The following is a 24,913-nucleotide window of genomic DNA, read 5'->3' on the forward strand; positions in this document are numbered from 1 at the left end:
TATACCGCTGCGGTCCGGCTTGCCCGCCACGGGGCACCGCCCACTACTGTCGTGCTGTGCCGTGCCCACCTCCGAGTCCAACCCGCGCGGCCGCCCGGTACCACGGTGACCAGGCCGCATTGCCGGGCATGCTGGACTTCGCGGTCAACGTCCGCGCCGGGTCCCCACCGGCGTGGCTGACCGACCGGCTGGCCGCTCGTCTGCGCGACCTCGGCCGTTATCCGTGCGTCGCTGACGAGCGCCGCGCCGTCGCGGCGGTTGCCGCGCGCCACGGCCGCGACGAAGCGGAGGTTGTGTTGCTGGCCGGCGGGGCTGAGGGGTTCGCGCTGCTCGCCGGGCTGCGGCCACGGCTCGCGGCGCTCATGGCGCCGTCGTTCACCGAACCTGAGGCGGTCTTCGCGGCGGCCGGAGTGCCGGTGCACCACGTGGTGCTGGAGCCGCCGTTCACGCTGGCAGGCGCCTCACTGCCGGACGAGGCGGACCTCGTGGTCGTCGGCAATCCGACCAATCCCACCGGCGTGCTACATCCGCGCGAGGACATCCTGGCGCTGCGCAGGCCGGGGAGGTTGGTGGTGGTCGACGAGGCGTTCGCCGACGCCGTCCCCGGTGAGCCCGAATCGGTGGCCGGTGACGCGTTACCGGATGTGCTGGTGCTGCGCAGCCTGACCAAAACCTGGTCGCTGGCAGGGCTGCGGGTCGGGTACGCGCTCGGCGCGCCGGACGTGCTGGCCCGGCTCACCGCGCGCCGCGCGCACTGGCCGCTGGGCACCCTGCAGCTGGAAGCCATCGCCGCGGCCAACACACCGCAGGCGCTCGCCGAGGCCGAGGAGGGCGCGCAGCGGCTGGCCGTGCTGAGGGGGCAGATGGCGGCTGCGCTGGGTGCGCTCGGCCTGGAGGTGGTGACTGGGGCCGCACCGTTTGTGCTGTTCGCCGTGCCCGACGCGGAGTTGATGCGAAAACATCTGGAAAGCAAAGGCATTGCCGTGCGCCGTTGCGATACTTTCGTGGGCCTGCGCCCGAACTACCTGCGTGCCGCGGTGCGCCCGGAGTGGCCGGCGTTGGTCGAAGCCGTCACGGAGGTGCTGCGATGAGTGTCAGATTGAGTGAGATCATCGCGGTCCTGGACGCTGCCTACCCGCCGCACTTGGCGCAGGACTGGGATTCGGTCGGCCTGGTGTGTGGTGACCCGGACGAACCCGTCGATTCGGTGACGATCGCGGTCGACGCCACCGAGTCCGTCATCGCCGAGGTGCCTGACCGGGGGTTGCTGCTGGCCCACCACCCGCTGCTGTTGCGCGGGGTGGACACCGTCGCCGCGAGCACCGCCAAGGGGTCTCTGATCCACCGGCTGATCCGGACCGGGCGGGCGTTGTTCACCGCGCACACCAACGCCGACTCGGCCTCCCCGGGGGTGTCCGACGCATTGGCCGACGCACTCGGCCTGACGGTTCAGAGCGTGCTCTCGCCCGTTGCCGCGGGCCCGGACCTGGACAAATGGGTGGTCTTCGTGCCCGCCGCGGACGCCGCGCCGCTACGCGAGGCGATGTTCGCCGCGGGCGCCGGCCGGCTCGGCGACTACTCGCACTGCAGTTGGAGCGTCACCGGAACCGGTCAGTTCCTGCCACACGATGGCGCGTCGCCGACGATCGGTGAGGTGGGCACCGTCGAACGGGTGTCGGAGGACCGGGTCGAGGTGATCGCGCCGTCGCGGCGACGCCCGGCGATCCTGGCCGCCATGCGCGCCGCGCATCCCTACGAGGAACCGGCGTTCGACATCTTCGCGCTTGCGCCCATCCCGGGCGACGTCGGAATCGGCCGGATCGGTTCGTTGCCTGCGCCGGAACCCTTGTCCGCGTTCGTATCCCGGGTGTGTGCGGCGCTGCCGGTAACCTCGTGGGGCGTGCGGGCGGCCGGGGATTCCGAGGCGATGGTATCGCGGGTCGCGGTGTGCGGGGGAGCGGGCGATTCCCTGCTCGGGGCGGTCACCGCCGCCGATGTGCAGGCCTACGTCACCGCTGACCTGCGCCACCACCCCGCCGACGAGCACCGCAGGGCGTCGGCGGTCGCGCTCGTCGATGTTGCACACTGGGCCAGCGAGTTTCCCTGGTGCGCCCAGGCGGCGGACGTGCTACGCCGGCATTTCGGCGACACGCTGCCGGTGCGCGTCTGTACGGTGCGCACCGATCCATGGAATGTCGAGAGTCGAACGTAGGAAGCTGGAAGTAATGAAAGCGCAAGTATCCCAACAACGTTCGCTGCTCGAGCTCACCGAGGTGGACGCCGAGCTCGGGCGTCTCGCCCATCGAGCCAAGCATCTGACCGAGCAGCAGCGCCTCGACGAGGTCCAGGCCGAGCATGGCGCCGCCAACGACCGGCTGGCGGCACTGGGGATCGCGCTGGAGGATCTGGGCGCCCAGGTGGCCAAGTTCGAGACCGAGATCGACTCGGTACGGCAGCGGGAAGACCGGGATCGTGCGTTGCTCGACGGCGGCACGGTAGGCGCCAAACAGGTCGCCGAGATCCAGCATGAGCTGGAAACCCTGCAGCGCCGCCAGTCCAGCCTGGAGGATTCCCTGCTGGAGGTGATGGAGCGCCGCGAGGAGCTGCTGGGCCAACAGGCCGAGGCACTGACCCGCATCGATGAGCTGCAGACCAAGCTCAGTGCGGCGCAACAGGAGCGTGATGAGGCTCTGGTGGCTATCGACCAGTCGCGCCACCAGTGCGCGACCCGCCGCGATGCGTTGGTCAACGCCATCGACCCCGAGTTGGTCGGCATCTATGAGCGGCAACGCGCAAACGGTGGTGCCGGTGCGGGGCCGCTGCAGGGCCGCCGGTGCGGAGCCTGCCGGATCGAGATCGACCGCGGTGAGATGGCGCGCATTACGGCAGCGGACGACGACGACGTGCTGCGTTGCCCGGAGTGTGGGGCAATCCTGTTGCGGGTCAAGCCGTGAAGGTGCTCGTCGAGGCCGATGGCGGATCACGCGGAAATCCGGGCCCGGCAGGGTACGGGGCCGTGGTATTGACCGCCGATCACGGTGCGGTGCTCGCCGAGCGCAAGGAGGCGATCGGTCGTGCGACCAACAATGTCGCCGAATACCGGGGGCTGATCGCGGGTTTGGAGGCGGCCGCCGCACAAGGCGCCACCGACGTCGCGGTGTCGATGGATTCCAAGCTCGTGGTCGAACAGATGTCGGGCCGCTGGCGCGTCAAACACCCCGACCTGATCGAGTTGCAGCGCCGCGCGGCGGCGCTGGCGGCCGGGTTCGACCGCGTCAGCTACAGCTGGATACCCCGGGCCCGGAACAGTCACGCCGACCGCTTGGCCAACGAGGCCATGGATGCCGCTGCCGAGGCCCTCGAGGACGCCGCTTCGGCGACGAAGCCCGCACCGGCCGAAACGCCGGTGGCTCCCGGCTGGACCGGCGCCACTGGCGCACCGACGCGGATGTTGCTGCTGCGCCACGGTCAGACCGAACTGTCCGTGCATCGGCGGTATTCCGGCCGGGGCAATCCGGCGCTGACCGACGAGGGCCGTCGCCAGGCTGATGCTGCCGCGCGGTATCTGGGTGAGCGCGGCGGCGTCGCCGCGGTCGTCACCTCACCGCTGCAGCGGGCCTACGACACCGCCGCAGCAGCGGCCAAGGCGCTCGGCCTGGACGTCATCGTCGACGACGACCTGATCGAGACTGACTTCGGCGCGTGGGAAGGGTTGACGTTCGCCGAAGCGGCGCAACGTGATCCGGAGCTGCATCGGCAGTGGCTGCGCGACACCAGCGTCGAGCCGCCCGGCGGGGAGAGCTTCGACGCCGTGGCGCACCGGGTGCGCCGCGCCCGGAACCGCATCATCGCCGAGCACGGTGCCGCAACGGTTCTGGTGGTTTCACACGTGACACCGATCAAGACCATCCTGCGGCTCGCGCTGGACGCCGGGGAAGGCGTCCTGTACCGGCTGCATCTCGACCTGGCCTCGCTGTCGATCGCCGAGTTCTATGCCGACGGTGCGGCCTCGGTGCGACTGGTGAACCAGACCGCATACCTGTAGGTCACGCGTGCAGGTGGAGTTGTTCACCATGTGGTCCGAGGATCGTGATCGCCTCCACCGGCTCGTCGACCACGCCGAACCAATGCGGAGTCCACGTCGAAAACTCCACGGCCTCACCGGGTTTGACGACGAAGTCCTGTTCGCCGAGGATGAGCCGTAGCTGGCCGGACAGCACGTACATCCAGTCCCGCCCCTCGTGCACCGGAAATTCGGCGGGCGGCTTGCGGCGCCGGGCGCTGATGCGGATCTTGAACGCATGCAGCCCACCTGCTGGTCCGTGCCGAGTGAGCGGCCAGTAAGTGATGTCATGGTGGGTGTGTGAGCTGCCTCTGACCCGCGGGTCCTCGGCCTCCGGTGCGCGCAGCAGTTCGTCGGTGGTCACCGACAGCGCGGTGGCCAGCCGGGGAAGATGATCCAGCGCGAGCCTGCGTTTACCGGATTCCAGCCGGCTCAGTGTCGACACGTCGATCTGTGCCCTGGTCGCGACATCCTCCAACGTGAGCCCGCGCTGCAACCGCAGCTCGCGCAACCGGCGCCGGACCATGGAGTCGACGTTCTCTTCGGCCGGTTTTGCCTGCATGGCAAAATAGCTTGGCAGTTTTGCGTCGCGTCGGCAAGCTGGGGTCATGGACCTCGAAGTTATGGACAAGCCATGGGACTGCATCATCGTCGGTGGCGGCGCGGCCGGTTTAAGCGCCGCGTTGGTACTGGGCCGGGCCCGCCGCCGGGTGCTGGTGGTCGACGCCGGAAACCAGAGCAACCTGGCCGCGCACGGGATCGGCGGCCTGCTCGGCAGTGACGGGCGACCGCCCGCCGAGCTTTACGCGGCGGGCCGCGCCGAACTGGCCGCCTATCCGAGCGTGCATGTGCGTGACGGTGAAGTGGTCCGTGGTGAGCGGGGGTTCGTGCTGGAACTGGGTGACGGCACCCGCGAGCGCGCCAGGACCGTGTTGTTGGCCACCGGGATGGAATACCGGCCGCCGAACATCCCCGGACTCGAAAAACTCTGGGGTGCTTCGGTTTTCCACTGTCCGTTCTGTCACGGCTGGGAGATGCGCGACGCCCCGATGGCGGTGGTCGCCCAGGGCGATCGCGCCGTGCACTCCGCGTTGCTGCTGCGGGGGTGGACTGACGACCTGGTGGTGCTCACCAACGGCGACGGCGGATTGGATGAAGCACAGGTCAAGCAACTGGACGCCGCCGGGATCGCCGTGGACGACCGTTCGATCGCCCAATTCGTCGCTGATGGTGGTGAATTGGCCGCGGTGGAGTTCACCGATGGGACCCGTCTGGCCAGGCGTGGGGCACTGGTGACCACCACGCTGCACCAGCGCTCCCCGCTGGCCGCACAGCTCGGCGCCGTCGCGGCACCGGGACCGGTTGTCGCGGATGGCCTTGTCGTGGACGCGTTCGGCCGCACCTCGGTGCCCGGCCTGTTCGCCGCCGGCGACCTGAGCGCGCAGATGCCGCAGGTGGCGGCCGCCGTCGCAGCCGGCAGCCAGGCCGGCGCTGCCGTCGTGCAAAGCCTGAGCGCCGAGGACTTCGGGCTTCCGGTACCGCCCTGGCCGACCAACGCCGCTGTCACGGCGCAGTTCTGGGAACGCCACTATGGGCAGCGCGGCCGGATCTGGAGCGGACGGGTCAATGCCCAGCTGGCGAAGTTGGCCGCCGATTTGCCCGCGGGCCGGGCCCTGGATCTGGGCTGCGGTGAAGGCGGCGACGCCGTCTGGCTCGCTGAGAACGGTTGGCGCGTGACGGCTACCGACGTCTCGGACACCGCGATCGGTCGCGCCACCGCCGAAGCGCAGGCACGGGGCGTGACGGATCGCATCACCTTCGAACGGCATGAGCTGTCCGAGAGCTTTCCGGACGGCAGCTTCGACTTGGTGTCGGCTCAGTTCTTGCAGTCGCCGATCGCCATGGATCGCATCGGTGTGTTGCGCCGCGCCGCCGCTGTGGTTGCGCCCGGCGGCCAGCTGATCATCGTCGACCACGGGGCGGCCCCGCCCTGGGCGCCCGAGCATGTCCGGAAGTTCGAATTCCCCAGCGCCGAATCCGTCGTCGCCGACCTCGACCTGCCCGACGAGCAGTGGGAACGGGTGCGGGTCGGCCAGGACGAGCGTGAGGCGACAGGACCGGATGGACAGCCGGGCACGTTGATCGACAACGTCATGGTGCTACGCCGCCGCTAACCGCCCCGAGGCCGACGCAATGGTTGCTGGCACTGAGTGTCAGCAACCACTGCGTCGTTCTCGACGATCGCCTAGCCGTCGGTGCGCTGGGTCAGGCGGATGCTGTTGCCCGACGGATCCCGGAATCCCGAGTCGAAGCCGTACGGCATCTCATGAGGCGGCTCGGTGAACTCGACGCCGCGGGCGGTGAGGTCCTCATAGCTCTTCTGGCAGTCGTCGGTGGTCAGAAACACGGTGCCCGCGAAGCCCTTTGCGGTCAGATCCAGCACCTGCTTGCGAGTGTCCTCGTCCATCACGGGCTGGCCGGGCACCGCCATCAGCACGATGGTGACATCGTGCTGGCCGGGCGGGCCGACAGTGAGCCACCGGAACGGGGCGTCGACATCGGGCAACGTAACGTCTTCGCGCACTTCCATTCCGACCTTCTCGGTCCAGAACTTGAGCGCGGTGTCCTGATCGTGAACCCAGAGGTGAGTGCTTGCGATTCTCATCATGTGACCGACGCTACGGTCGGGCATCGTCGTCCGTCTTCTTCCCGTGTGCTGTTTTCCGTCGGCTCGACGGCAACCGACGGGTATCGCGCGCCAGAACGCAACTGGGCACCGGAGCCCGCAATGCCGCAGGCGGCAGGCCCGCGCGATAGGCTGCGGGTGGCTTGCCGTACACCTTGGCGAAGGTCGTGGTGAACGAGCCGACGCTCTGCAGCCCGACCATCACGCAGATGTCGGCAACCGAGCGGTCGGTGTTGCGCAGCAGCGCCGCGGCCCGCTCCAACCGCCGCGTCTGCAGGTAGGCCCGTGGTGACTCCCCGAACGTGCGGGTGAACATCCGGCTGAAGTGCGCCCGGGACAATCCGGCCGCCGCGGCAAGGTCGTCGACGGTGATCGGATCGGCGTACCGCGCGTCGGCAAGATCCTTCGCCCGGAGCAAATATCGGGCCGGTGGCACCCGCGGCATGGATTTAAGAGTACGGTGATCAGCGCGAACGAGTTGGCCGGGCGGCCGCGGGGCCCTTGTGGCTTCGAGGAAAGTCCGGACTTCACAGAGCGGGGTGATTGCTAACGGCAATCCGAGGTGACTCGCGGGAAAGTGCCACAGAAAACAGACCGCCAGCAATGGTAAGGGTGAAACGGTGCGGTAAGAGCGCACCAGCACCCCGGGTGACCGGGGTGGCTAGGCAAACCCCACCTGAAGCAAGGCCAAGAAGGCCGCAACCTGGTTGCGGTCGCGCAGGCGCCTGAGGGTTGCTCGCCCGAGCCTGCGGGTAGGCCGCTTGAGGCACCCGGCGACGGTGTGTCCAGATGGATGGTCGCCGCTTCGCCCTCCGGGGTGAGGGACAGAATCCGGCTTACAGGCCAACTCGTTCGCCACAGCCAGTTACCAGGCAATACATGGTGATGACGCCCTGGCGCTACGCAGGCGCTACGCAGACCACATGGAAGATCTACGCGCTGAGGGGCATACGAAGGTCAAGGGTGCCGAGGTGCGCAAATTGGGGTGTGGCTGCCGGCTACACCTTGTCCAACCTGTACAACGCTGCCTGCCAGCTCGGTTTCAAGGGCGAATACTGGGATATTGCCAGCTGAGATTTAGCGGAGAGTGAGGGAGGCGCTGGCAGTACGAGGCCAGTGCAGGGGTGCCCATTAGGGGCAACCCCCACCCCGATCACACCCTCGCAACCGATTAGGGCACAGACACTTTGGATCGCGAAGAGGCTGGCCTCTGTCCTACACGCCCGCCTGAGGATCTGGGGCAGTGTCGCTCTTATTGCCGAGTATGCCGTCAAAGATCCTTGACATCGCATCCCCTGCCTCTTTCAGCATCGCCCGATGTTCCTCTTGCGCCGCTTGGTAGTCCTCGTCAGTTCGGTACTCAGCACGGTCGTCGGGCCGTGGCATTGCGAGTCGATGTGCCACAGCTTCCGGCGCGTAGAAGTCTCTGGCGCTCTCATCAGCTTGTGAGTCCCAGTACAGGGCTGTCAGCATCCAACCGACAGCTAGATGCAACCGACCCGCCACACGGGCCTGGCGACCCGATTCGGCAGGGAATCTGACCTTCCAAGGGTCGGTGCGGTTCGGCCCCTTCTCGGCCACGGCCAAGATCCGCTTTCGTCCGAGCCGTGCCATACGGACACGGACATCGCCGATGTTGTCCGTGATGGTCATCTTGCGTTCGTCGCCAATGACGACCCAGCTCCACCGCGCGTCATCGACGTAGTACCTGCGTTGAACCAGGTAATCCCGCTCCGGAGCCTCGTAGACGATGTGCTCGTGCCAGTCCATAGTCCGAAAGCTAACCAGTTGGACGGCTAGTGCGAAATACCGTTGGCCAGCACCCGATACACGGTTGCCCTACTCACGCCGAGCGTGGCAGCAATCGTGATCGCAGACTCGCCGCTGGCGTGCATACGCTGCGCCAGAGACGCCTTCTTCGTGTCCAACGCTTTGGGGCGACCGATTGCCTGCCCGCGTGCTTTGCGCGCCTCACGCGCCGCAGTACGGCGCTCCCGGCCCAGCTCCAGCTCAAGTTCAGCCAATGAGGCCATGATGCCTAGCACTGCACGCCCGGTAGGCGTCGACGAGTCCACACCCTCGCGGATGGCACGGATGATGATGCCCCGGTTGAGGAGATCCGCAACAGTGCTCATGACTTCACCGGCAGAACGTCCCAGGCGGTCGATGCCGAGCACCACGATCACGTCACCCTCGCGGGCGTAGTCCAGTAGAGCGGCGAGCCCCGGGCGCTGTTCACGGGTGGTGGTGCCACTCAGCTTGTCGTCGTAGATGCGGTTCGGATCCACTCCGGCCGCGGTGAGCGCATGAGTTTGTTGGTCAAGGGACTGATGCCCAGTGGAGACGCGGGCGTATCCGAGGACGGTTCCAGCGGCGCCGGGCATCTGAACAGTGTCGCAGAACTATCAGAACACCTCAATTTGAGACAGCACTTTTGAGGCATGTTATGCGGCGGTCCGACCTGGGATTCTCTTCGGCCCAGTAGATGTCGGTAGCGGTGTCGCAGTTCTTTGGTTCTGAGACAAGCAAGGCGGTCCGGTGGCGGAAAGTGGCACCGTCGTCAAGCGCTAGCCAGGTGTTGCGTTCTGCGAACTGCGGTAGCGTTTCCTCCCGAGAACTGCCCGCGCCGCAAGTTACAGTCGCCAAATGTCAGCCGTTGGCGATAACCCCATAACTATCCCTGATCAAGACTTGTTGGGGCGACAGCGCGTTGCGGCGGCTCTAGCGCGTGACGTTCGGCGTGCTGACAGTTCAGAAGGATATGTGTTTGGCGTCGTCGGGCCATGGGGCTCAGGTAAGACCTCATTGTTGCACTTGATGATGAGCGAGCTCGCCTCCGAACCATCGCTAACCGTTATTACGTTCAATCCCTGGATGTTCGCCGGAACTGAACAGTTGCTTGAGGCTTTTTTTCACGAACTGTCATCTCAGTTACGGGAGACGAAAGATGAAAAGTTCCGAACAATAGCGACCACTGTCGACTCGTATGCAAATTTGTTTAGTCCAATCACATTAATCCCTTGGGTTGGGGCTTGGTATGAACGTTTTCTAAAGACAGCTAAGGCAGCCAAACAATTCAGCGACTCTAAGCGCCCGAGTATAAGCGCGAAGAGGCGTGAACTAACGAATATGATGTCGGAACTTGAACGACCAATCGTTGTGACGATTGACGACATTGATCGTCTAAGCAGCCGCGAAATACGAGACTTGTTCAAGCTCGTACGACTGACTGGCAATTTTCCCAATTTAGTGTATGTGCTTGCCTTTGACCGATTGCGAGTCGAACAAGCTCTTTCTGAATCTGGTCTGGATGGTCGCGTCTACCTCGAAAAGATCGTCCAACATGGCGTGCGCTTGCCCGAAATACCGACAGCAGACCTCGCGAGCCTGCTTCTAACTTCACTGAACGGAGAGATTAGGGATTTAGAAGAATTTCCATTTTTCGACCAACATCGTTGGACAGATGTCTTAGTCGAGATTGTGCTTCCGCTGATCCGCAATATCCGCGATATTCGAAGATATGTCGCTTCTTTCGGGAGTGCCGTACGTGACGTCGGACAAGTGATCAACGTAACCGATCTGCTCGCCCTAGAGGCTATAAAGGTCTTCCTACCAGACCGGTTTGACCGGCTGATACGAAACCGTGAAAGTTTGACGACTAATGCGCGGCAAAGTGATGCGCGATTGGCTGCGCAGGTAACTGACCTGCTTGACGGTCTCGCCGATGACGAACTCGCGAAAGAGGTCTTGACGGCCCTCATCAATCGCGTCTTCCCCGTAGCAAGTCGGCATCTCGGTGGCGGAATGTATGGCGATGACTTCGTCAGCGTCTGGTTGCGCGAACGTCGCGTTGTTCACCCTGACATACTCAGTTTATATATTGAACGCTTAGAACCAGAATCGCTAGCCGACTTCATCGACGCCGAAAAAGCCTTTACACTGCTGTCGGATAGAAATGAGCTTGAAAACTTCCTGCGGCTATTACAACGCGAACGGGTCGAAAAAGTGATAGGAGCAATGACTCATTTTGAGACGCAACTTCAAGCCGCGCACGTAGTCCCTGGCGTATCCGCCCTTTTAAATTTGCTTGCAGAAGTTCCGGAGAGGGAGCGCAGCGGCTTTCTGGACTTTGGCACTGAGGCCACTTTTCGCGGTACGATATGGCGTCTCTTGAAAATCATTGATGATCCAATTGCGGCAGCGCCGCTTGTATCTGAAATCCTTTCAAATGTCGCATCGTTATCTTCCAAATTTCTGCTTGTACGTATGGTTGGCCACCGCGAAGGGACCGGCCATAACGTTATCAATGAGGAGGATGCATCGAATTTTGAAAAGAGTGTCGTAGGGCAGATCACTGATGCCGATCCGATAGAACTTCTCGAAGAGTGGGACTTACTCACATTACTGAGCACCCCCGTCTACTGGGAACTAGCTCAGAGTCCAGTGGTTACTGACTTCTCTATCGCCATGGCCGCGTTGCACCGCAGAATCTTCGAAAAAGCGCGTACCGAAAGCAGAAGCAACTTAGTAGGCGACCGCGCTGTGCGAATCCAAGCCGAGTTGTACTGGGACTCGTTGATCAAAATCTATGGTGACGACGAAGCTATCCGTCGAGGCCTGGAATCTGCGTCGCAGACTGCGGGAGACGGCAGTGACCCATTCGCCGAAACGATTGCCTTGGTCGAGAAGTATCTAGGCGGGTGGCGTCCTCGCGGACAATGAGCCCGACGGCCGTGAGCCGGGTGGCACGTCGAGTCACTTGCGAAGACAGCACGCCTGACGAGAAGTCGTGACTGTTTTCTTTGACATCAGCAGCTACGCGATCTGCGCGGACCGAACGCGACCTCCCTCCGTGCTACGCAGTCGCTACGCACAGCACCCCTCTGCAACCACTGGTGGCAGCTCGTCGCCGGTTGAAAAAGAGCCTCTGAACTGCACAAACACTCCGTTTGCCGCTACGTGCCACCACTAGCACCAAATTGGGATGAACTGGGAAAACACCGAAAGTCAATTTACGGCTTACAGGCCAACTCGTTCGCCTCCGCAGCACACGCTTTAGTGGCTCTTGCGGACCGCCTTGTCCAGCTTCTTGAGCGCATCCTCCAGCAGCGCGCGGGAATGGTGCGCGAGGTCGTCCTCCTGTTGGTACAGCAGGCCGTAGGTGAACGTGTCTTCGCCGGCCGCGTGGGCTGCCTCGGCCTGCGTGCTCAGATGGGTCTTGCTCACCACGGCGTCCTGGTGGTCGCCGAGTAGCGACTGGATGGCTTTGGCCCGGTCGGACACCTTGCTTGCCCCGGTGGCGGCAGCGGTGTAGCGAAGGCGCTTGGCGCCCTTGCGGATTCGGTGCAGCGCCTCGTCCTTTTCTTCGGCATCGGCCGTGCTGGAATCTGCTGCGGCCCTGGCCGCTTTCGCGGCCTTGCGCACCCGCTTGTAGGCCGAGTCGATGGTCGCCGACGAGCCCTCGTCGTCGGGTTTCTCCGGTGGTTCGGCGCTGACCAACTCGTCGAGGGCATCGAGCAGCCGGAAGTAGCGCTCTGAGCGCATCGCCAGCAGCGACCGACGCAGGCCGGCCGCATAACGCCGGTTTGCGCCGTCGACCAGACGCTCGCGCACCGGGCCGCGGACAAGTTCGGCAGGAAGCTCGCCCAGTGCGCGTTGGTAACGCTCGGCCAACACCTCGGCGTCGCGGGCCACTCCGAGAATGGCGGCCAGCGCCCGCAGCTCATCGAGGATCCAGGCGTTGTCGGCCAATGGGAAAGCATCTTTGGACGCCTGGAGCAGGCTGCGGATCTTGCGCGTCGTCACCCGCATTTGATGCACCGAGTCGTACGCGTCGGCGCGCACCGCGCGGTCCCACACAACCAACTGGTCGATCTGCTCGGCGATGGCCCGGTGCATGGGATCGGCAGGCACCGGCCTCTCTTCGGCGGCGGCACCGGCCGCGTCGAGAACCCTGGCCAGCTTCGACCCGTGCCCCGCCGGCGCCGCCCCGGCGTCGGTCAACCGGTTCGACAGCCGGTCCATCAAGTCGTCGGGCAGATTGTCGGTGAGCAGCTCGAGCTCCCACTCGCGCCACTGCTGTGCCTCGTCCTCCTGCCCGGCGGCCGACGCGGTGACGTGGTCGTCGCAGAACTCGGCAAGCGCCGCCCCGTTGTGCCCGTACAGCAGGTCGATGCTGCGGCGGGTGGAGATCCGGGCGACCGGGCGCAGCGGCTGATTCCGCACGATCGCGAGCACGACGTCGCGCAATTCTTCCGGGACGTCATCGCTGCCCGGGTGGGCGTTCAGCGGCGTGCGCACCTCGGTCCGCGCGTCGGGTCCTGCAGGCAGCTTGAGATGCCAGCCGGCGTCGGTGCCACCGGTCCGGCGCCGCAGCGTGATCCGGTGGGCCGCCAGATCACGTGCCGGCGTGTCGAAATAGACCGCGTCAAGCTGCTGAGCTTCAGACTGTTCCACGCGCCCTACGGCTGACAACCCGTCGAACGACGGCGAAACCGTCGTCGCGGATACCTCGAACTTCCGCTCTACCTCGGTGTACCTGGCGGTCTTCGACGTGTTGGGGACCATGTTCACCTTCGTTGTGCACCGGCATGGCTACTCGAGCATCAGCGTGCCACACCAGCCCAATGCCAGAATGTGGAGATGAACAGCGGGGCGGTGAACGGCACGGGTCGTGGCCGCCCGAGATTGGAGCAGTCCCGCAGGCCCGGAAAGACCGCCCGCGAGGAGATCCTCGATGCCGCGGCTGAACTGTTCACCAACCACGGTTACGCCAGTACGTCGACGCGCCGGATCGCCGACGAGGTCGGGGTTCGGCAGGCGTCGCTCTATCACCATTTCGCGACTAAGGACGACATCCTCGACGCGCTGCTGTCCGGAACGGTGGACGAGCCGCTGAGTCTCGCCGCAGATCTGCTGGCAGAGCCCGGCCCGGCGGCGCCTCGGCTGCATACGCTGGTCGTCGGCGATGCCACGCAGTTGTGCACGGGCTGCTGGAATCTGGGCGCGCTGTATCTGCTGCCGGAGCTGCGCACGGACCGTTTCGAGCCGTTTCGCCGACGGCGTGCCGAACTGCGCGGTGCCTACCAGCGTCTGGCGGGCGCGGTCATCGACGAGTGCGGCGGGCCGCCCGACGCCGACGACCTACCGTTCCGCCTGGTCGAGTCGGTGATCAACTGTCGCTCCGACGACACCGACGCCCCGCCGCAGCAGCCGTGGGTGATCGGGGAGGGCGCATTGCGTGCCGTGGGGTTCGGCGGAGACTTCGCTGCGGTGGTACGTGCGACCGCAGCCAGGCTGGGTGTACAACCGCCCCAGCGGGCGGCCCGCTAGAGTTCCGGTCCGTGACCGAGTCCTCCTATAAAGCCATCACCTTCGAGCAGTCCGGCGCCATCACGCGCATCACTCTGAATCGCCCGGATGCCGCAAATGGCATGAACGACACCATGACTCGCGAACTGGCCGATGCCGCCAGACGCTGCGACACTCCTCCGACCAAGGTCGTGGTGCTGACCGGGTCGGGTCGGTTCTTCTGCGCCGGGGGAGATCTGAAGTCGTTTTCCACCGCACCGGCACGCGGGCAGTACATCAAGGGTGTCGCCGATGACCTGCATCGGGCCATCTCGTCATTCGCTCGGATGGACGCCGTGCTGATCACCGCGGTCAACGGGACGGCAGCGGGGGCTGGATTCAGCATCGCGGTGACCGGGGATCTGGTGCTGGCGGCCGAATCGGCGTCGTTCACCATGGCCTACACCAAGGTGGGGCTCAGCCCCGACGGAAGCTCGTCCTACTACCTGCCCCGCCTGGTCGGTGTGCGCCGAGCGCAGGAACTGATGCTCACCAACCGCTCGCTGTCGGCGGCCGAGGCGCAAGAGTGGGGCCTGGTCACCGAGGTCGTCGCGGACGCCGATCTGGCGGACCGCGCCACCGAACTGGCCGAGCAGGTGGCCGCCGGGTCGGCCGGGTCCAACGGCGCGGTCAAGACGCTGTTGCTGTCGTCGCTGAAGAACAGTCTCGAAGAGCAGATGGAGGCCGAGGGCAGGTTCATCGCCGCGCGGGCTGATTCGGCCGACGGCCGCGAGGGCGTTGACGCGTTCCTCGCGAAGCGCCGGGCCGAATTCGCCTAGTAGGAGTGCTCTTCGGCCGGGAACACCCCGGCCGCCACATCTTGTGCGTACTGCGTTGCGGCACGGTGCAATTCGCCACCGACATCGGCGAAGCGCCGGACGAACTTGGCGGTCTTGCCACTGGTGAGGCCGGCCATGTCCTGCCACACCAGCACCTGTGCGTCGCAGTTGGGTCCGGCGCCGATGCCGACCGTGGGGATGGTCAGCTTGCCGGTGATCTGGGTGGCCAGTCCGGCGGGCACCATCTCGAGCACCACCGCGACGGCGCCGGCTTCCTGCACGGCGATCGCGTCGTGAATGGTCTGGTCGCCCGCATCGCCACGGCCCTGGACGCGGAATCCGCCCAGCCCGTTGACGCTCTGCGGGGTGAAGCCGAGGTGGGCGACCACCGGGATGCCCGCCGCGGACAGCGTCGCGATCTGCTCGGCGACGCGCTCACCGCCCTCCAGTTTGACGGCCTGTGCACCGGTTTCCTTCATGAACCGGGTCGCCGTCTCAAGAGCTTGCTGCGGGCTGGATTCGTAGCTGCCGAACGGCAGGTCGGCCACGACCAGCGCGTGCGGGGCGCCCTTGACGACGGCCCGCGCCAACGGGATCAGCTCGTCGATGGAGATGGGCAGGGTGGTGTCGTAGCCGTAGACGACATTCGCGGCTGAATCGCCGACCAATAGCACCGGAATACCGGCATCGTCGAAGATGCGCGCGCTGGAGTAGTCGTAACAGGTGAGCATCGCCCACTTGTGGCCTTCGGCCTTCCACTTCTGCAGCGTGACGGTGCGCACCTTGGTGCGTGGCTTGGCGGCCTGCGCGGAGTCGGAGGTTTCGCTGGCAGCACCGTAAACAGACTGTTCAGACATCGTCGTCCCTCAATTGATGGTCGGTTCGAATCCTCGTGGCCACTGCGTGGTCCCCGGGTTCGGCTGACAGTTGTCAGTCTGCCACCTGCCGACACGTTGGTGAAAGCAACGTTCGAGTGGATTTCCTCACAGTTGCGGGCAGGCACCATACGATCAGCGACATGCAACGGCTCAGCGGACTCGACGCCAGCTTCCTGTACCTCGAAACCGCGGCGCAGCCCATGCATGTGTGTTCGGTGCTCGAACTCGACACGTCGACGATGCCGGGCGGGTACACGTTCGACCGGATGCGCGACGCACTTACGTTGAAAATCAAGGCGATGCCGCATTTCCGGGAGAAACTCGCCGACAGCCGGTTCAACCTCGACCATCCAGTTTGGGTGGACGACAAGGACTTTGACGTCGACCGGCATCTGCACAGAATCGGGCTGCCGGGGCCGGGCGGTCGCGCCGAACTCGCCGAGATCTGTGGCCACATCGCATCACTGCCGCTGGACCGCACGCGGCCGCTGTGGGAGATGTGGGTCATCGAGAACATCGCCGGCACCGACGCGCATGCCGGTGGCCGGCTCGCGGTGATGACGAAGCTGCACCATGCCGGAGTCGACGGTGTCACCGGCGCCGATCTGATGTCGCAGCTGTGCACCACCGAAGCCGACGCGCCCCCGCCCGACCCCGTTGACGGAGTAGGCCGGGCCTCGGAACTGGAGATCGCGGTAAGCGGCGCGGTGAAGTTCGCGTCCAGGCCGTTGAAGCTGGTCAACGTGTTGCCCACGACGGTGTCCTCGGTGGTCGACACGGTCCGGCGGGCGCGCAGCGGGATGACGATGGCGGCCCCGTTCGCGGCACCCAAGACGGCCTTCAACGCCAACATCACCGGCCACCGCAACATCGCGTTCGCGCAGCTCGATCTCGAAGACATCAAGACCGTGAAGAACCACTTCGGCGTCAAGGTCAACGATGTGGTGATGGCGTTGGTGTCTGGCGTGCTCCGCAGGTTTCTGGCCGATCGCGGTGAACTGCCGGACAATTCGCTTGTCGCGATGGTGCCGGTGTCGGTGCATGACCGTTCGGATAGGCCCGGACGCAACCAGGTGTCGGGGATGTTCTCCAGCCTGCAGACCCACATCGACGAGCCGGGGCAGCGGCTGAAGGCCATCGCCGAGGCGAATACGGTTGCCAAGCAACATAGTTCGGCAATCAGCGCGACGCTGTTGCAGGACTGGACGCAGTTCGCCGCCCCGGCGGTCTTCGGCATCGCCATGCGCGTCTATGCGGCCAGCCGGCTGTCGGGGGCCAAGCCGGTGCACAACCTCGTCATCTCGAACGTGCCGGGGCCGCAGGTGCCGTTGTACTTCCTGGGCTCCGAGGTGAAGGCGATGTACCCGCTCGGTCCGATCTTCCACGGCTCCGGACTCAACATCACGGTGATGTCCTTGACCGGCAAGCTCGACGTCGGCATCATCTCCTGCCCGGAATTGCTACCCGACCTGTGGGACATGGCTGACGACTTCGCCATCGCACTCGACGAGTTGATTGCCGCCACCCGGTAACTTCACTCCGAGCTCCTTCGACCGGGCGCAGCCAGCGGCGATGTCGCGTCATGGCAGCATGTGGAGCCATGAGGCTCAGGATCAGGCTCGGCGCGCTGCTGGCGATGACGGTGCTGGTGGTGGCCGGCTGCAGCCAGGTGATCGATGGGCGCGCCATCATCGCGGTGCCCCGGCCGGGCACGCCGGTGCAGTGGTTGCCGTGCAACGGCGGCGCGGGCGACCAGGTGAACATCCCCGACGGAGCCGAATGCGGGCTGCTCTCGGTGCCGGTGGACTACTCCAAGCCTGACGGCGACGTCGCGCGCATCGCGATGATCCGCTTCCCGGCCTCTGGTCAGAAGATCGGGTCGCTGGTGATCAACCCGGGCGGGCCCGGCGAATCGGGAGTCGAGTCTGCGCTGTCGCTGCTGCCCAGCCTGCCGCAACCGGTGAAGGAACGGTTCGACGTCGTCGGGTTCGATCCGCGCGGTGTGGCTTCGTCGAATCCGGCGGTGTGGTGCAACTCCGATGCGGACAACGACCGGCAGCGTGCCGATCCGACGGTGGAGTACACCCCCGAAGGCGTGGCCCACCTGGAGCAGGAGACCAAGGACTTCGTTCAGCGTTGCGTCGACAAGATGGGTACGGAGTTCCTGGCCAACGTCGGAACTGAGAACGTCGCCAAGGATCTGGACGCCATCCGGGGCGCGCTCGGCGATGAGAAGCTGACCTACCTGGGCTACTCCTACGGCACCCGCATCGGCGCCATGTACGCCGAAGAATTCCCCGACAAGGTCCGCGCGATGATCCTCGACGGTGCTGTCGATCCCAATGCGGACCCGGTGGAGGAGAGCATCCGTCAGGCCGCGGCCTTCCAGAAGGCCTTCGACGACTACGCCGCCGACTGCGCCAAGAATGCGGACTGCCCGCTGGGGACCGACCCGGCCAAGGCCGTCGACGTGTACAAGAGCCTGATCGACCCATTGGTCGAGAACCCTGCCAAGACCAGGGACGGGCGCGGGCTGAGTTACAGCGACGCCACCGTCGGCACGATCCTGCCGCTGTACTCGCCCAACCTATGGCGGCATCTGACCGATGCGTTGACCTCTCTCAAGAACGGCGACGGCAACCTCATGCTCGCGCTGGCCGACCTGTACATGGGCCGGGATGCCCAGGGCCACTACAACAATTCGACCGACGCGCGGGTCGCGGTCAACTGCATGGACAGGCCCGCCATCACCGATCGCGCCACGGTCGTCGAGCAGGACCGAAAGCTGCGCGAGGTGGCCCCGTTCATGAGCTACGGCGAGTTCACCGGCCACGCACCGCTTGGCGCGTGCGCGTTCTGGCCGGTGCCGCCATCGAGCGACCCGCATGAGATCTCGGCGACCGGCCTACCACCGCTGCTCGTGGTCTCGACCACCAACGATCCGGCCACTCCGTACAAGGCCGGGGTGGATCTGGCCCGCCAGCTCGGCGGCACCCTCGTCACGTTCGAGGGCACCCAGCACACCGTGGTCTTCCAGGGCGACAAGTGCGTCGACGACATCGCCGCGACGTACCTCGTCGACGTGACCGTGCCCGGACCCGATACCCGCTGTTAGGGCCGCAAGGTCACCGTCTGGTTGCCGGGCGATCTCTGGTCAGCGTCGGCCGCAGACCTGGCACCGGCGGCCGTGCGACCATGTCAGCCGTGCGGTGGGTGGGCGGAATCGTGTTGGGGATGCTGCTTGTCCTCTCGGCGATGGTGGCGCCGGTGACCACCCCGGTCGCCGTGGCCTCGCCGGTGTGGGGCAGTTGCGCGCCATGGGTTGCCGATCCTTCTGCCATCCCGACCGCACAGTGCGGCACCGTCGCGGTGCCGATCGATTGGAATGATTCCGCCAATCCTCAAGCCGCGCAAGCACAATTGGCCGTCATCCGGGTGCCGGCCAGGGGCGACCGCCTAGGGGTGCTGATGGTGAACCCGGGCGGACCGGGTGCATCGGCGGTCGACACGGTCGCCGGTATGGGCGCCGCGCTGGCCGACACCGAGATCGGTCGCCGGTTCGATCTCGTCGGCTTCGACCCGCGCGGCGTCGGACATTCCACCCCGCAGTTGCGCTGTCGCACCGACGCCGAGTTCGACGCCTACCGTCGCGAACCGATGGCCGACTACAGCCCGGCCGGCGTCGCCCACATCGAAGGCTTGTATCGCCAACTGGCACAGCAGTGCCTGGACCGGATGGGGGCGCCTTTCCTGGCGAACATCGGCACCGCGTCGACGGTCAGGGACATGGACGCGGTGCGCGCCGCGCTCGGGGAGGACGAGATCAACTATCTCGGGTTCTCCTACGGCACCGAGTTGGGGGCGGCCTACGCCGAACAGTTCGGTGACCGGGTGCGCGCGATGGTGCTCGACGGCGCCGTCGATCCCAGCGTGGACCCGATCACCAAGAACATCCGCCAAATGGCCGGATTCCAAAAGGCTTTCGATTCCTACGCCGCAGACTGCGGAAAGTCTCCGGGCTGCCCGCTGGGTACCGACCCGGCCCAGTTCGCCGGCCGCTACCGGCAACTCGTCGAGCCGCTCGTGGGGCGACCGGCCGTCACCTCCGACCCGCGCGGACTCAGTTATGCCGACGCCAACACCGGCACGGTCAACGCGCTGTATTCGGCGCGGTACTGGCCGTATCTGACCAGCGGGCTGCTCGGGTTGCAGCGCGGCACCGACGCGGGTGACCTCCTGCTGCTGGCCGACGACTATCAGAATCGCGACGACGCCGGGCACTACAAGAACCTGCAGGACGCGTTCACTGCGATCCGGTGTGTCGACTCGTCGTATCCCACCGACCCCGCAGTGTGGGCCGACGCCGATCGGCGCATCCGCGAGGTGGCCCCGTTCCTGGCGTACGGCGCCTACACCGGGTACGCGCCGCGCGACATCTGCGCGCTGTGGCCGGTGCCGTCGACATCGGCGCCGCGAGAGGTGCGCGGGCCGGGGCCGGGCAAGGTCGTGGTGGTTTCCACCACCGGTGATCCGGCCACCCCGTACGAGGCGGGCGTGAACCTGGCCCGGCAATTGGATGCGGCCCTCATCTCGTTCGACGGTGCCCAGCACACCGTGGTGTTCAACGGTGACGCATGCGTCGACACTGCCGTGCTGAATTTCCTCATCGACCGCAAACAGCCGCCCGGCAACCTCCGCTGCTAGGTCGTCGGTGCGGGCGCGAAGCGACGCGGAAAATCGAACGGAGCAGGGCTGTAACACAGATTTAACAGCCGGTGCCTACGCTGCGGGCATGGACCGCCAGAAGGAATTCGTGCTGCGCACGCTGGAGGAACGCGATATCCGGTTCGTTCGGTTGTGGTTCACCGACGTCCTCGGATACCTCAAGTCGGTAGCGATCGCGCCCGCCGAACTCGAAGGGGCGTTCGAGGAGGGCATCGGATTCGACGGCTCCTCGATCGAAGGCTTCGCGCGGGTGTCGGAATCCGACACCGTCGCGCGGCCCGATCCGTCGACATTCCAGGTGCTGCCCTGGACGTCGAGCAAGGGCGACCACCATTCCGCGCGGATGTTCTGCGACATCACCATGCCCGACGGTTCGCCGTCCTGGGCCGACTCGCGCCACGTGCTCCGCAGGCAGCTGGCCAAGGCCAGCGACCTCGGATTCTCCTGCTACGTGCACCCCGAGATCGAGTTCTTCCTGCTCAAGCCCGGCCCGAACGACGGCACTGAGCCGATCCCGGCCGACAACGGCGGCTACTTCGATCAGGCCGTGCACGACGCTGCCCCCAACTTCCGCCGCCACGCCATCGACGCGCTGGAGCAGATGGGTATCTCGGTGGAGTTCAGCCATCACGAGGGCGCGCCCGGGCAGCAGGAGATCGACCTGCGCTACGCCGACGCGCTGTCGATGGCCGACAACGTGATGACGTTCCGATACGTCGTCAAAGAGGTGGCTCTCGCCGACGGGGTGCGGGCCTCCTTCATGCCAAAGCCGTTCGCCGAGCATCCCGGTTCGGCGATGCACACCCACATGAGCTTGTTCGAGGGCGACACAAACGCCTTCCACAGCCCCGACGATCCGCTGCAGCTCTCCGATGTGGCCAAGTCGTTCATCGCAGGCATCCTCGAGCACGCCAGCGAGATCAGCGCGGTCACCAACCAGTGGGTGAACTCCTACAAGCGGCTGGTGCACGGCGGGGAAGCCCCGACTGCCGCGTCGTGGGGGGCCGCCAACCGCTCGGCGTTGGTGCGGGTGCCGATGTACACGCCGCGCAAGGCGTCGTCGCGGCGTGTCGAGGTCCGCAGCCCCGACTCGGCTTGCAACCCGTACCTGACCTTCGCGGTGCTGCTGGCCGCCGGCTTGCGCGGCGTCGAGAAGGGCTACGTGCTGGGCCCGCAGGCCGAGGACAACGTCTGGAGCCTCACCCCGGAGGAACGTCGCGCGATGGGTTACCGCGAGCTGCCGTCCAGTCTGGGCAACGCACTCGAAGCCATGGAAAGCTCCGAATTGGTCGCAGAAGCGTTGGGGGAGCACGTGTTCGACTACTTCCTGCGCAACAAGCGCGCCGAGTGGGAGAACTACCGCAGCCACGTCACCCCGTACGAGCTGAAGACCTATCTCTCCTTGTAACCGGTCGTTGTAACCTTCGGGACGTGGCCAAACCTGCAACCGAACGCCCGAAGCTGCCAAGCGTCGGCCGCCTCGGGCTCGTCGATCCGCAGGCTCCCGCCGAACTCGACCGTCTCGGCTGGAACACCGACGCACACGTCGAGCTGTTGTGGTCGTTGTCGCGCGCCCCGGACGCCGATGCCGCGCTTTTGGCGATGGTGCGGCTGGCCGACGCGCTCGGCAGCGATTGGGACGAACTGAACCGCGAACTGCTCACTGATCGGGCGCTGCGCGGCCGGCTGTTCGGCGTACTCGGGTCGTCACTCGCGCTCGGCGACCACCTGGTGGCCCATCCCGAATCCTGGCGTCTGCTGGTGGGCAACGTGGCGCTGCCGACCGCAGCGCAGTTGCGCGAGAGCTTCGGGGCGGCGGCCCGCAGCGTCGACCTCGACAGGGGCGGAAGTGCGGCAGTGCCGACGATGCGCAACCTGTACCGGGACAGGCTGCTTGTACTGGCCGCACTGGATGTCGCCTCGACCGTCGAAAACGAACCGGTGCTGCCGTTCGTCGCCGTCGGTACGCACCTGTCCGACCTCGCCGACGCCGCGCTGGGCGCGGCGCTGACGGTGGCCACCCGGGCGGTATGCGGTGACAGTGAATGCGACGAGCTACGGCTCGCAGTCGTCGCGATGGGCAAATGCGGTGCGCGCGAACTGAATTACGTCAGCGACGTCGACGTCATCTTCGTCGGTGAGGATCTCGCCGACGACAATCTGGCGACGGCTACGCGGGTGGCGGGCGAGATGATGCGGTTCGCCGCCGACGCCTTCTTCGAAGTCGATGCCGCGCTGCGTCCGGAGGGCAAGAGCGGTCAGCTGGTGCGGACCCTGGACTCCCACATCGCGTACTACCAGCGCTGGGCCAAGACCTGGGAGTTCCAGGCACTGCTCAAGGCCCGTCCCGCCGCGGGTGATTCCGAGTTGGGCAAGGCTTATGTCGAGGCGTTGATGCCGATGGTGTGGACGGCTTGCGAGCGCGCGGATTTCGTGCCGGAGGTGCAGTCCATGCGCCGCCGGGTCGAGGAGCTGGTTCCGGCCGACGTGCGGTCCAGGGAGATCAAACTCGGCACCGGCGGATTGCGGGACGTCGAATTCGCCGTGCAGCTACTGCAATTGGTGCATGGGCGCAACGACGACTCGCTGCACGTGGCTTCCACGGTGGACGCCCTCGCCGCGCTCGGCGCCGGCGGCTACATCGGGCGTGATGACACCGCGAACATGACCGCCTCCTACGAATTCCTGCGGCTGCTCGAACACCGGTTGCAGCTGCAGCGGCTCAAACGCACGCACATGTTGCCCGACGACACCGACGTCGAAGCGTTCCGCTGGCTGGCGCGAGCCGCGCACATCCGCCCGGACGGCAGGCACGACGCGCAAGGTGTGCTGCGCGAGGAACTCAAGCGCCAGAGCATGCGGGTGTCCCGCCTGCACGCCAAGCTGTTCTATCAACCACTGCTGGAGTCGGTGGGCCAGCCCGCCTTGGGCATCGAGGCCGGGATGAGCGCCGAGGCCGCCGAACGTCAGCTCGCTGCACTGGGTTACGAGGGACCGCAGAGCGCACTGACCCATCTGGCCGCACTCACCGGTGCCACCGGACGCAAGGGCCGCGTGCAGCAGGTGCTGCTGCCCACGCTGCTCGACTGGTTGTCGGATACCCCTGATCCCGATGCCGGCCTGCTGGCGTACCGCCGGATCAGCGAAGAGCTCCAAGAGCAGCGCTGGTACCTGTCCACCCTGCGGGACGAGGGCGCGGTGGCCAAGCGGCTGATGCGGGTGCTGGGCGTCTCGGCCTACATCCCGGAGCTCCTGATGCGGGCGCCAGAGGTCATTCAGCTCTACGCCGACGGCCCGAACGGTCCCAAGCTGCTCGACGGCGACCCGGACAGCGGGGCGCGGTCCCTGGTGGCCTCTGCCGGGCGCTACGCCGACCCAGTCCGTGGCATCGCGGCCGCGCGCACGCTGCGCCGCCGGGAGCTGGCCCGCATCGCGTCGGCCGACGTGCTGGGCATGCTCGAAGTGACCGAGGTCTGCAAGGCCCTGACCGCGGTGTGGGTGGCGGTGCTGCAGGCCGCGCTGGACGCGGTCATCCGGGCCAATACCCCGGACGCCGGCGTGCCGGCGCGCATCGCCGTGATCGGCATGGGTCGGCTGGGCGGGGGCGAGCTGGGGTATGGCTCCGATGCCGACGTGATGTTCGTCTGTGAGCCGGTCTCCGGCGTCGAGGAATCCGTCGCGGTGCGGTGGTCGGTGAGTATCGCCGAACAGGTGCGGGCCCTGCTGGGCACGCCGGGGGCCGACCCGCCACTGGAGGTGGACACCGGGCTACGGCCAGAGGGCCGTAACGGCCCCCTTGTGCGGACGCTGGCGTCCTATGAGGCGTACTACGCGCAGTGGGCGCAGCCCTGGGAAATCCAGGCATTGCTTCGCGCGCACCGGGTTGCCGGCGATCTCGAGCTGGGCGAGCGCTTTCTGGTCATGGTCGACAAGACCCGCTACCCGCCGGGAGGAGCCTCGGCCGAAACTGTGCAGGAGATCCGGCGGATCAAGGCCCGGGTCTCCAACGAGCGGCTGCCACGGGGGGCCGATCCGAACACGCACACCAAGCTGGGGCGCGGCGGATTGGCCGACATCGAGTGGACGGTGCAGCTGTTGCAGCTGAAGTTCGCCCACAAGGTGCCGGCCTTGCACAACACCTCGACGTTGGAGTCGCTCAACGCCATCGGAGCCGCTGAACTGGTTGCCGAGGGAGACGTCGAATTGCTGCGCCAAGCGTGGCTGACGGCGACCCGGGCGCGCAACGCGCTGGTGCTGGTGCGCGGCAAGCCCACCGATCAGCTGCCCGGTCCGGGACGTCAACTCAATGCGGTGGCGTTGGCCGCCGGTTGGCACAACGACGACGGCAGCGAGTTCCTTGACAACTACCTGCGGGTGACCCGGCGCGCGAAGGCCGTGGTGCGCAACGTGTTCGGCGCCTGAGCGGGCGTTT

The 24,913-nt window shown here is 66.0% G+C and carries 20 protein-coding genes and 1 other RNA gene; 14 read left to right on the forward strand and 7 right to left on the reverse strand.

Going from position 1 to position 24,913, the window contains the following annotated elements:
• The first annotated feature begins 56 nt into the window (after positions 1-56).
• Genes cobC through ABQF30_RS19325 form a run of 4 tightly spaced genes read left to right on the forward strand, consistent with a single transcriptional unit; the run spans position 57 to position 4,045 of the window.
• On the forward strand, positions 57-1,091 hold the full coding sequence (gene cobC / locus ABQF30_RS19310; protein WP_448466699.1) for an Rv2231c family histidinol phosphate aminotransferase CobC: 1,035 nt from the start codon (positions 57-59) through the stop codon (positions 1,089-1,091).
• Positions 1,088-2,212: a Nif3-like dinuclear metal center hexameric protein gene (locus tag ABQF30_RS19315; protein WP_448466701.1), complete on the forward strand. Its 1,125-nt coding sequence runs from the start codon at positions 1,088-1,090 to the stop codon at positions 2,210-2,212. Before cobC ends, ABQF30_RS19315 begins: the two co-directional genes overlap by 4 nt.
• Positions 2,213-2,225: 13 nt before the next feature.
• Positions 2,226-2,954, forward strand: a complete 729-nt coding sequence (locus ABQF30_RS19320) for a zinc ribbon domain-containing protein (RefSeq protein WP_448466703.1) — start codon at positions 2,226-2,228, stop codon at positions 2,952-2,954.
• On the forward strand, positions 2,951-4,045 hold the full coding sequence (locus ABQF30_RS19325) for a bifunctional RNase H/acid phosphatase (protein ID WP_448466705.1): 1,095 nt from the start codon (positions 2,951-2,953) through the stop codon (positions 4,043-4,045). Before ABQF30_RS19320 ends, ABQF30_RS19325 begins: the two co-directional genes overlap by 4 nt.
• Before the next feature lies 1 nt (position 4,046).
• On the opposite strand, the gene ABQF30_RS19330 is transcribed toward ABQF30_RS19325, so the two are convergent.
• Complete coding sequence (locus tag ABQF30_RS19330) at positions 4,047-4,625, reverse strand: type II toxin-antitoxin system RelB family anti-toxin (RefSeq protein WP_448466707.1); 579 nt, start codon at positions 4,623-4,625, stop codon at positions 4,047-4,049.
• Between the two features lie 46 nt (positions 4,626-4,671).
• On the opposite strand from ABQF30_RS19330, the gene ABQF30_RS19335 reads away from it, so the two are divergent.
• On the forward strand, positions 4,672-6,237 hold the full coding sequence (locus tag ABQF30_RS19335) for an FAD-dependent oxidoreductase (protein ID WP_448466709.1): 1,566 nt from the start codon (positions 4,672-4,674) through the stop codon (positions 6,235-6,237).
• A gap of 71 nt (positions 6,238-6,308) precedes the next feature.
• On the opposite strand, the gene ABQF30_RS19340 is transcribed toward ABQF30_RS19335, so the two are convergent.
• A complete protein-coding gene (locus ABQF30_RS19340) occupies positions 6,309-6,731 on the reverse strand; it encodes a VOC family protein (RefSeq protein WP_448466711.1) in 423 nt (140 codons plus the stop codon).
• A gap of 10 nt (positions 6,732-6,741) precedes the next feature.
• A complete protein-coding gene (locus ABQF30_RS19345; protein ID WP_448466713.1) occupies positions 6,742-7,194 on the reverse strand; it encodes a helix-turn-helix transcriptional regulator in 453 nt (150 codons plus the stop codon).
• A gap of 29 nt (positions 7,195-7,223) precedes the next feature.
• Between ABQF30_RS19345 and rnpB the strand changes: the two genes are divergently transcribed.
• Positions 7,224-7,604, forward strand: an RNA gene (gene rnpB / locus ABQF30_RS19350) — RNase P RNA component class A.
• Between the two features lie 360 nt (positions 7,605-7,964).
• On the opposite strand, the gene ABQF30_RS19355 is transcribed toward rnpB, so the two are convergent.
• The gene (locus ABQF30_RS19355; protein ID WP_448466715.1) at positions 7,965-8,519 is read right to left on the reverse strand and encodes a hypothetical protein; all 555 of its coding nucleotides are present in this window, start codon (positions 8,517-8,519) and stop codon (positions 7,965-7,967) included.
• Between the two features lie 26 nt (positions 8,520-8,545).
• The gene (locus ABQF30_RS19360; protein ID WP_448466717.1) at positions 8,546-9,133 is read right to left on the reverse strand and encodes a recombinase family protein; all 588 of its coding nucleotides are present in this window, start codon (positions 9,131-9,133) and stop codon (positions 8,546-8,548) included.
• 262 nt (positions 9,134-9,395) lie between these two features.
• Here ABQF30_RS19360 and ABQF30_RS19365 point away from each other — a divergent pair, with 262 nt between their 5' ends.
• Entirely contained in the window at positions 9,396-11,471 is a 2,076-nt protein-coding gene (locus ABQF30_RS19365) for a KAP family P-loop NTPase fold protein (protein ID WP_448466719.1), read from the forward strand.
• A gap of 333 nt (positions 11,472-11,804) precedes the next feature.
• Here the strand turns inward: ABQF30_RS19365 and ABQF30_RS19370 are convergent, their stop codons facing one another.
• Complete coding sequence (locus ABQF30_RS19370; RefSeq protein ID WP_448466721.1) at positions 11,805-13,316, reverse strand: CYTH and CHAD domain-containing protein; 1,512 nt, start codon at positions 13,314-13,316, stop codon at positions 11,805-11,807.
• A gap of 75 nt (positions 13,317-13,391) precedes the next feature.
• Between ABQF30_RS19370 and ABQF30_RS19375 the strand changes: the two genes are divergently transcribed.
• Both ABQF30_RS19375 and ABQF30_RS19380 read left to right on the forward strand, forming a co-directional pair.
• Entirely contained in the window at positions 13,392-14,081 is a 690-nt protein-coding gene (locus ABQF30_RS19375) for a TetR/AcrR family transcriptional regulator (RefSeq protein ID WP_448466723.1), read from the forward strand.
• Positions 14,082-14,092: 11 nt separating this feature from the next.
• Positions 14,093-14,878, forward strand: coding sequence for an enoyl-CoA hydratase/isomerase family protein (locus ABQF30_RS19380; RefSeq protein WP_448466725.1), 786 nt, complete (start codon positions 14,093-14,095; stop codon positions 14,876-14,878).
• Here the strand turns inward: ABQF30_RS19380 and panB are convergent.
• Positions 14,875-15,735, reverse strand: coding sequence for a 3-methyl-2-oxobutanoate hydroxymethyltransferase (gene panB, locus ABQF30_RS19385; RefSeq protein ID WP_448466727.1), 861 nt, complete (start codon positions 15,733-15,735; stop codon positions 14,875-14,877). The genes ABQF30_RS19380 and panB overlap by 4 nt on opposite strands.
• A gap of 161 nt (positions 15,736-15,896) precedes the next feature.
• On the opposite strand from panB, the gene ABQF30_RS19390 reads away from it, so the two are divergent.
• The 5 genes from ABQF30_RS19390 (at position 15,897) to ABQF30_RS19410 (ending at position 24,903) form a co-directional block, all read left to right on the forward strand.
• Positions 15,897-17,288 carry a WS/DGAT/MGAT family O-acyltransferase gene (locus tag ABQF30_RS19390; protein WP_448466729.1) on the forward strand — a complete coding sequence of 464 codons (1,392 nt, stop codon included), beginning with the start codon at positions 15,897-15,899 and terminating at the stop codon, positions 17,286-17,288.
• A 68-nt stretch (positions 17,289-17,356) separates the two neighbouring features.
• The gene (locus tag ABQF30_RS19395; protein ID WP_448466731.1) at positions 17,357-18,871 is read left to right on the forward strand and encodes an alpha/beta hydrolase; all 1,515 of its coding nucleotides are present in this window, start codon (positions 17,357-17,359) and stop codon (positions 18,869-18,871) included.
• 80 nt (positions 18,872-18,951) lie between these two features.
• Positions 18,952-20,460, forward strand: a complete 1,509-nt coding sequence (locus tag ABQF30_RS19400; RefSeq protein ID WP_448466733.1) for an alpha/beta hydrolase — start codon at positions 18,952-18,954, stop codon at positions 20,458-20,460.
• Between the two features lie 88 nt (positions 20,461-20,548).
• Entirely contained in the window at positions 20,549-21,889 is a 1,341-nt protein-coding gene (gene glnA, locus ABQF30_RS19405; RefSeq protein ID WP_448466735.1) for a type I glutamate--ammonia ligase, read from the forward strand.
• A gap of 23 nt (positions 21,890-21,912) precedes the next feature.
• A complete protein-coding gene (locus ABQF30_RS19410) occupies positions 21,913-24,903 on the forward strand; it encodes a bifunctional [glutamine synthetase] adenylyltransferase/[glutamine synthetase]-adenylyl-L-tyrosine phosphorylase (RefSeq protein ID WP_448466736.1) in 2,991 nt (996 codons plus the stop codon).
• Positions 24,904-24,913 lie beyond the last annotated feature (10 nt).

It is taken from the genome of Mycolicibacterium sp. XJ870 (assembly GCF_053483975.1).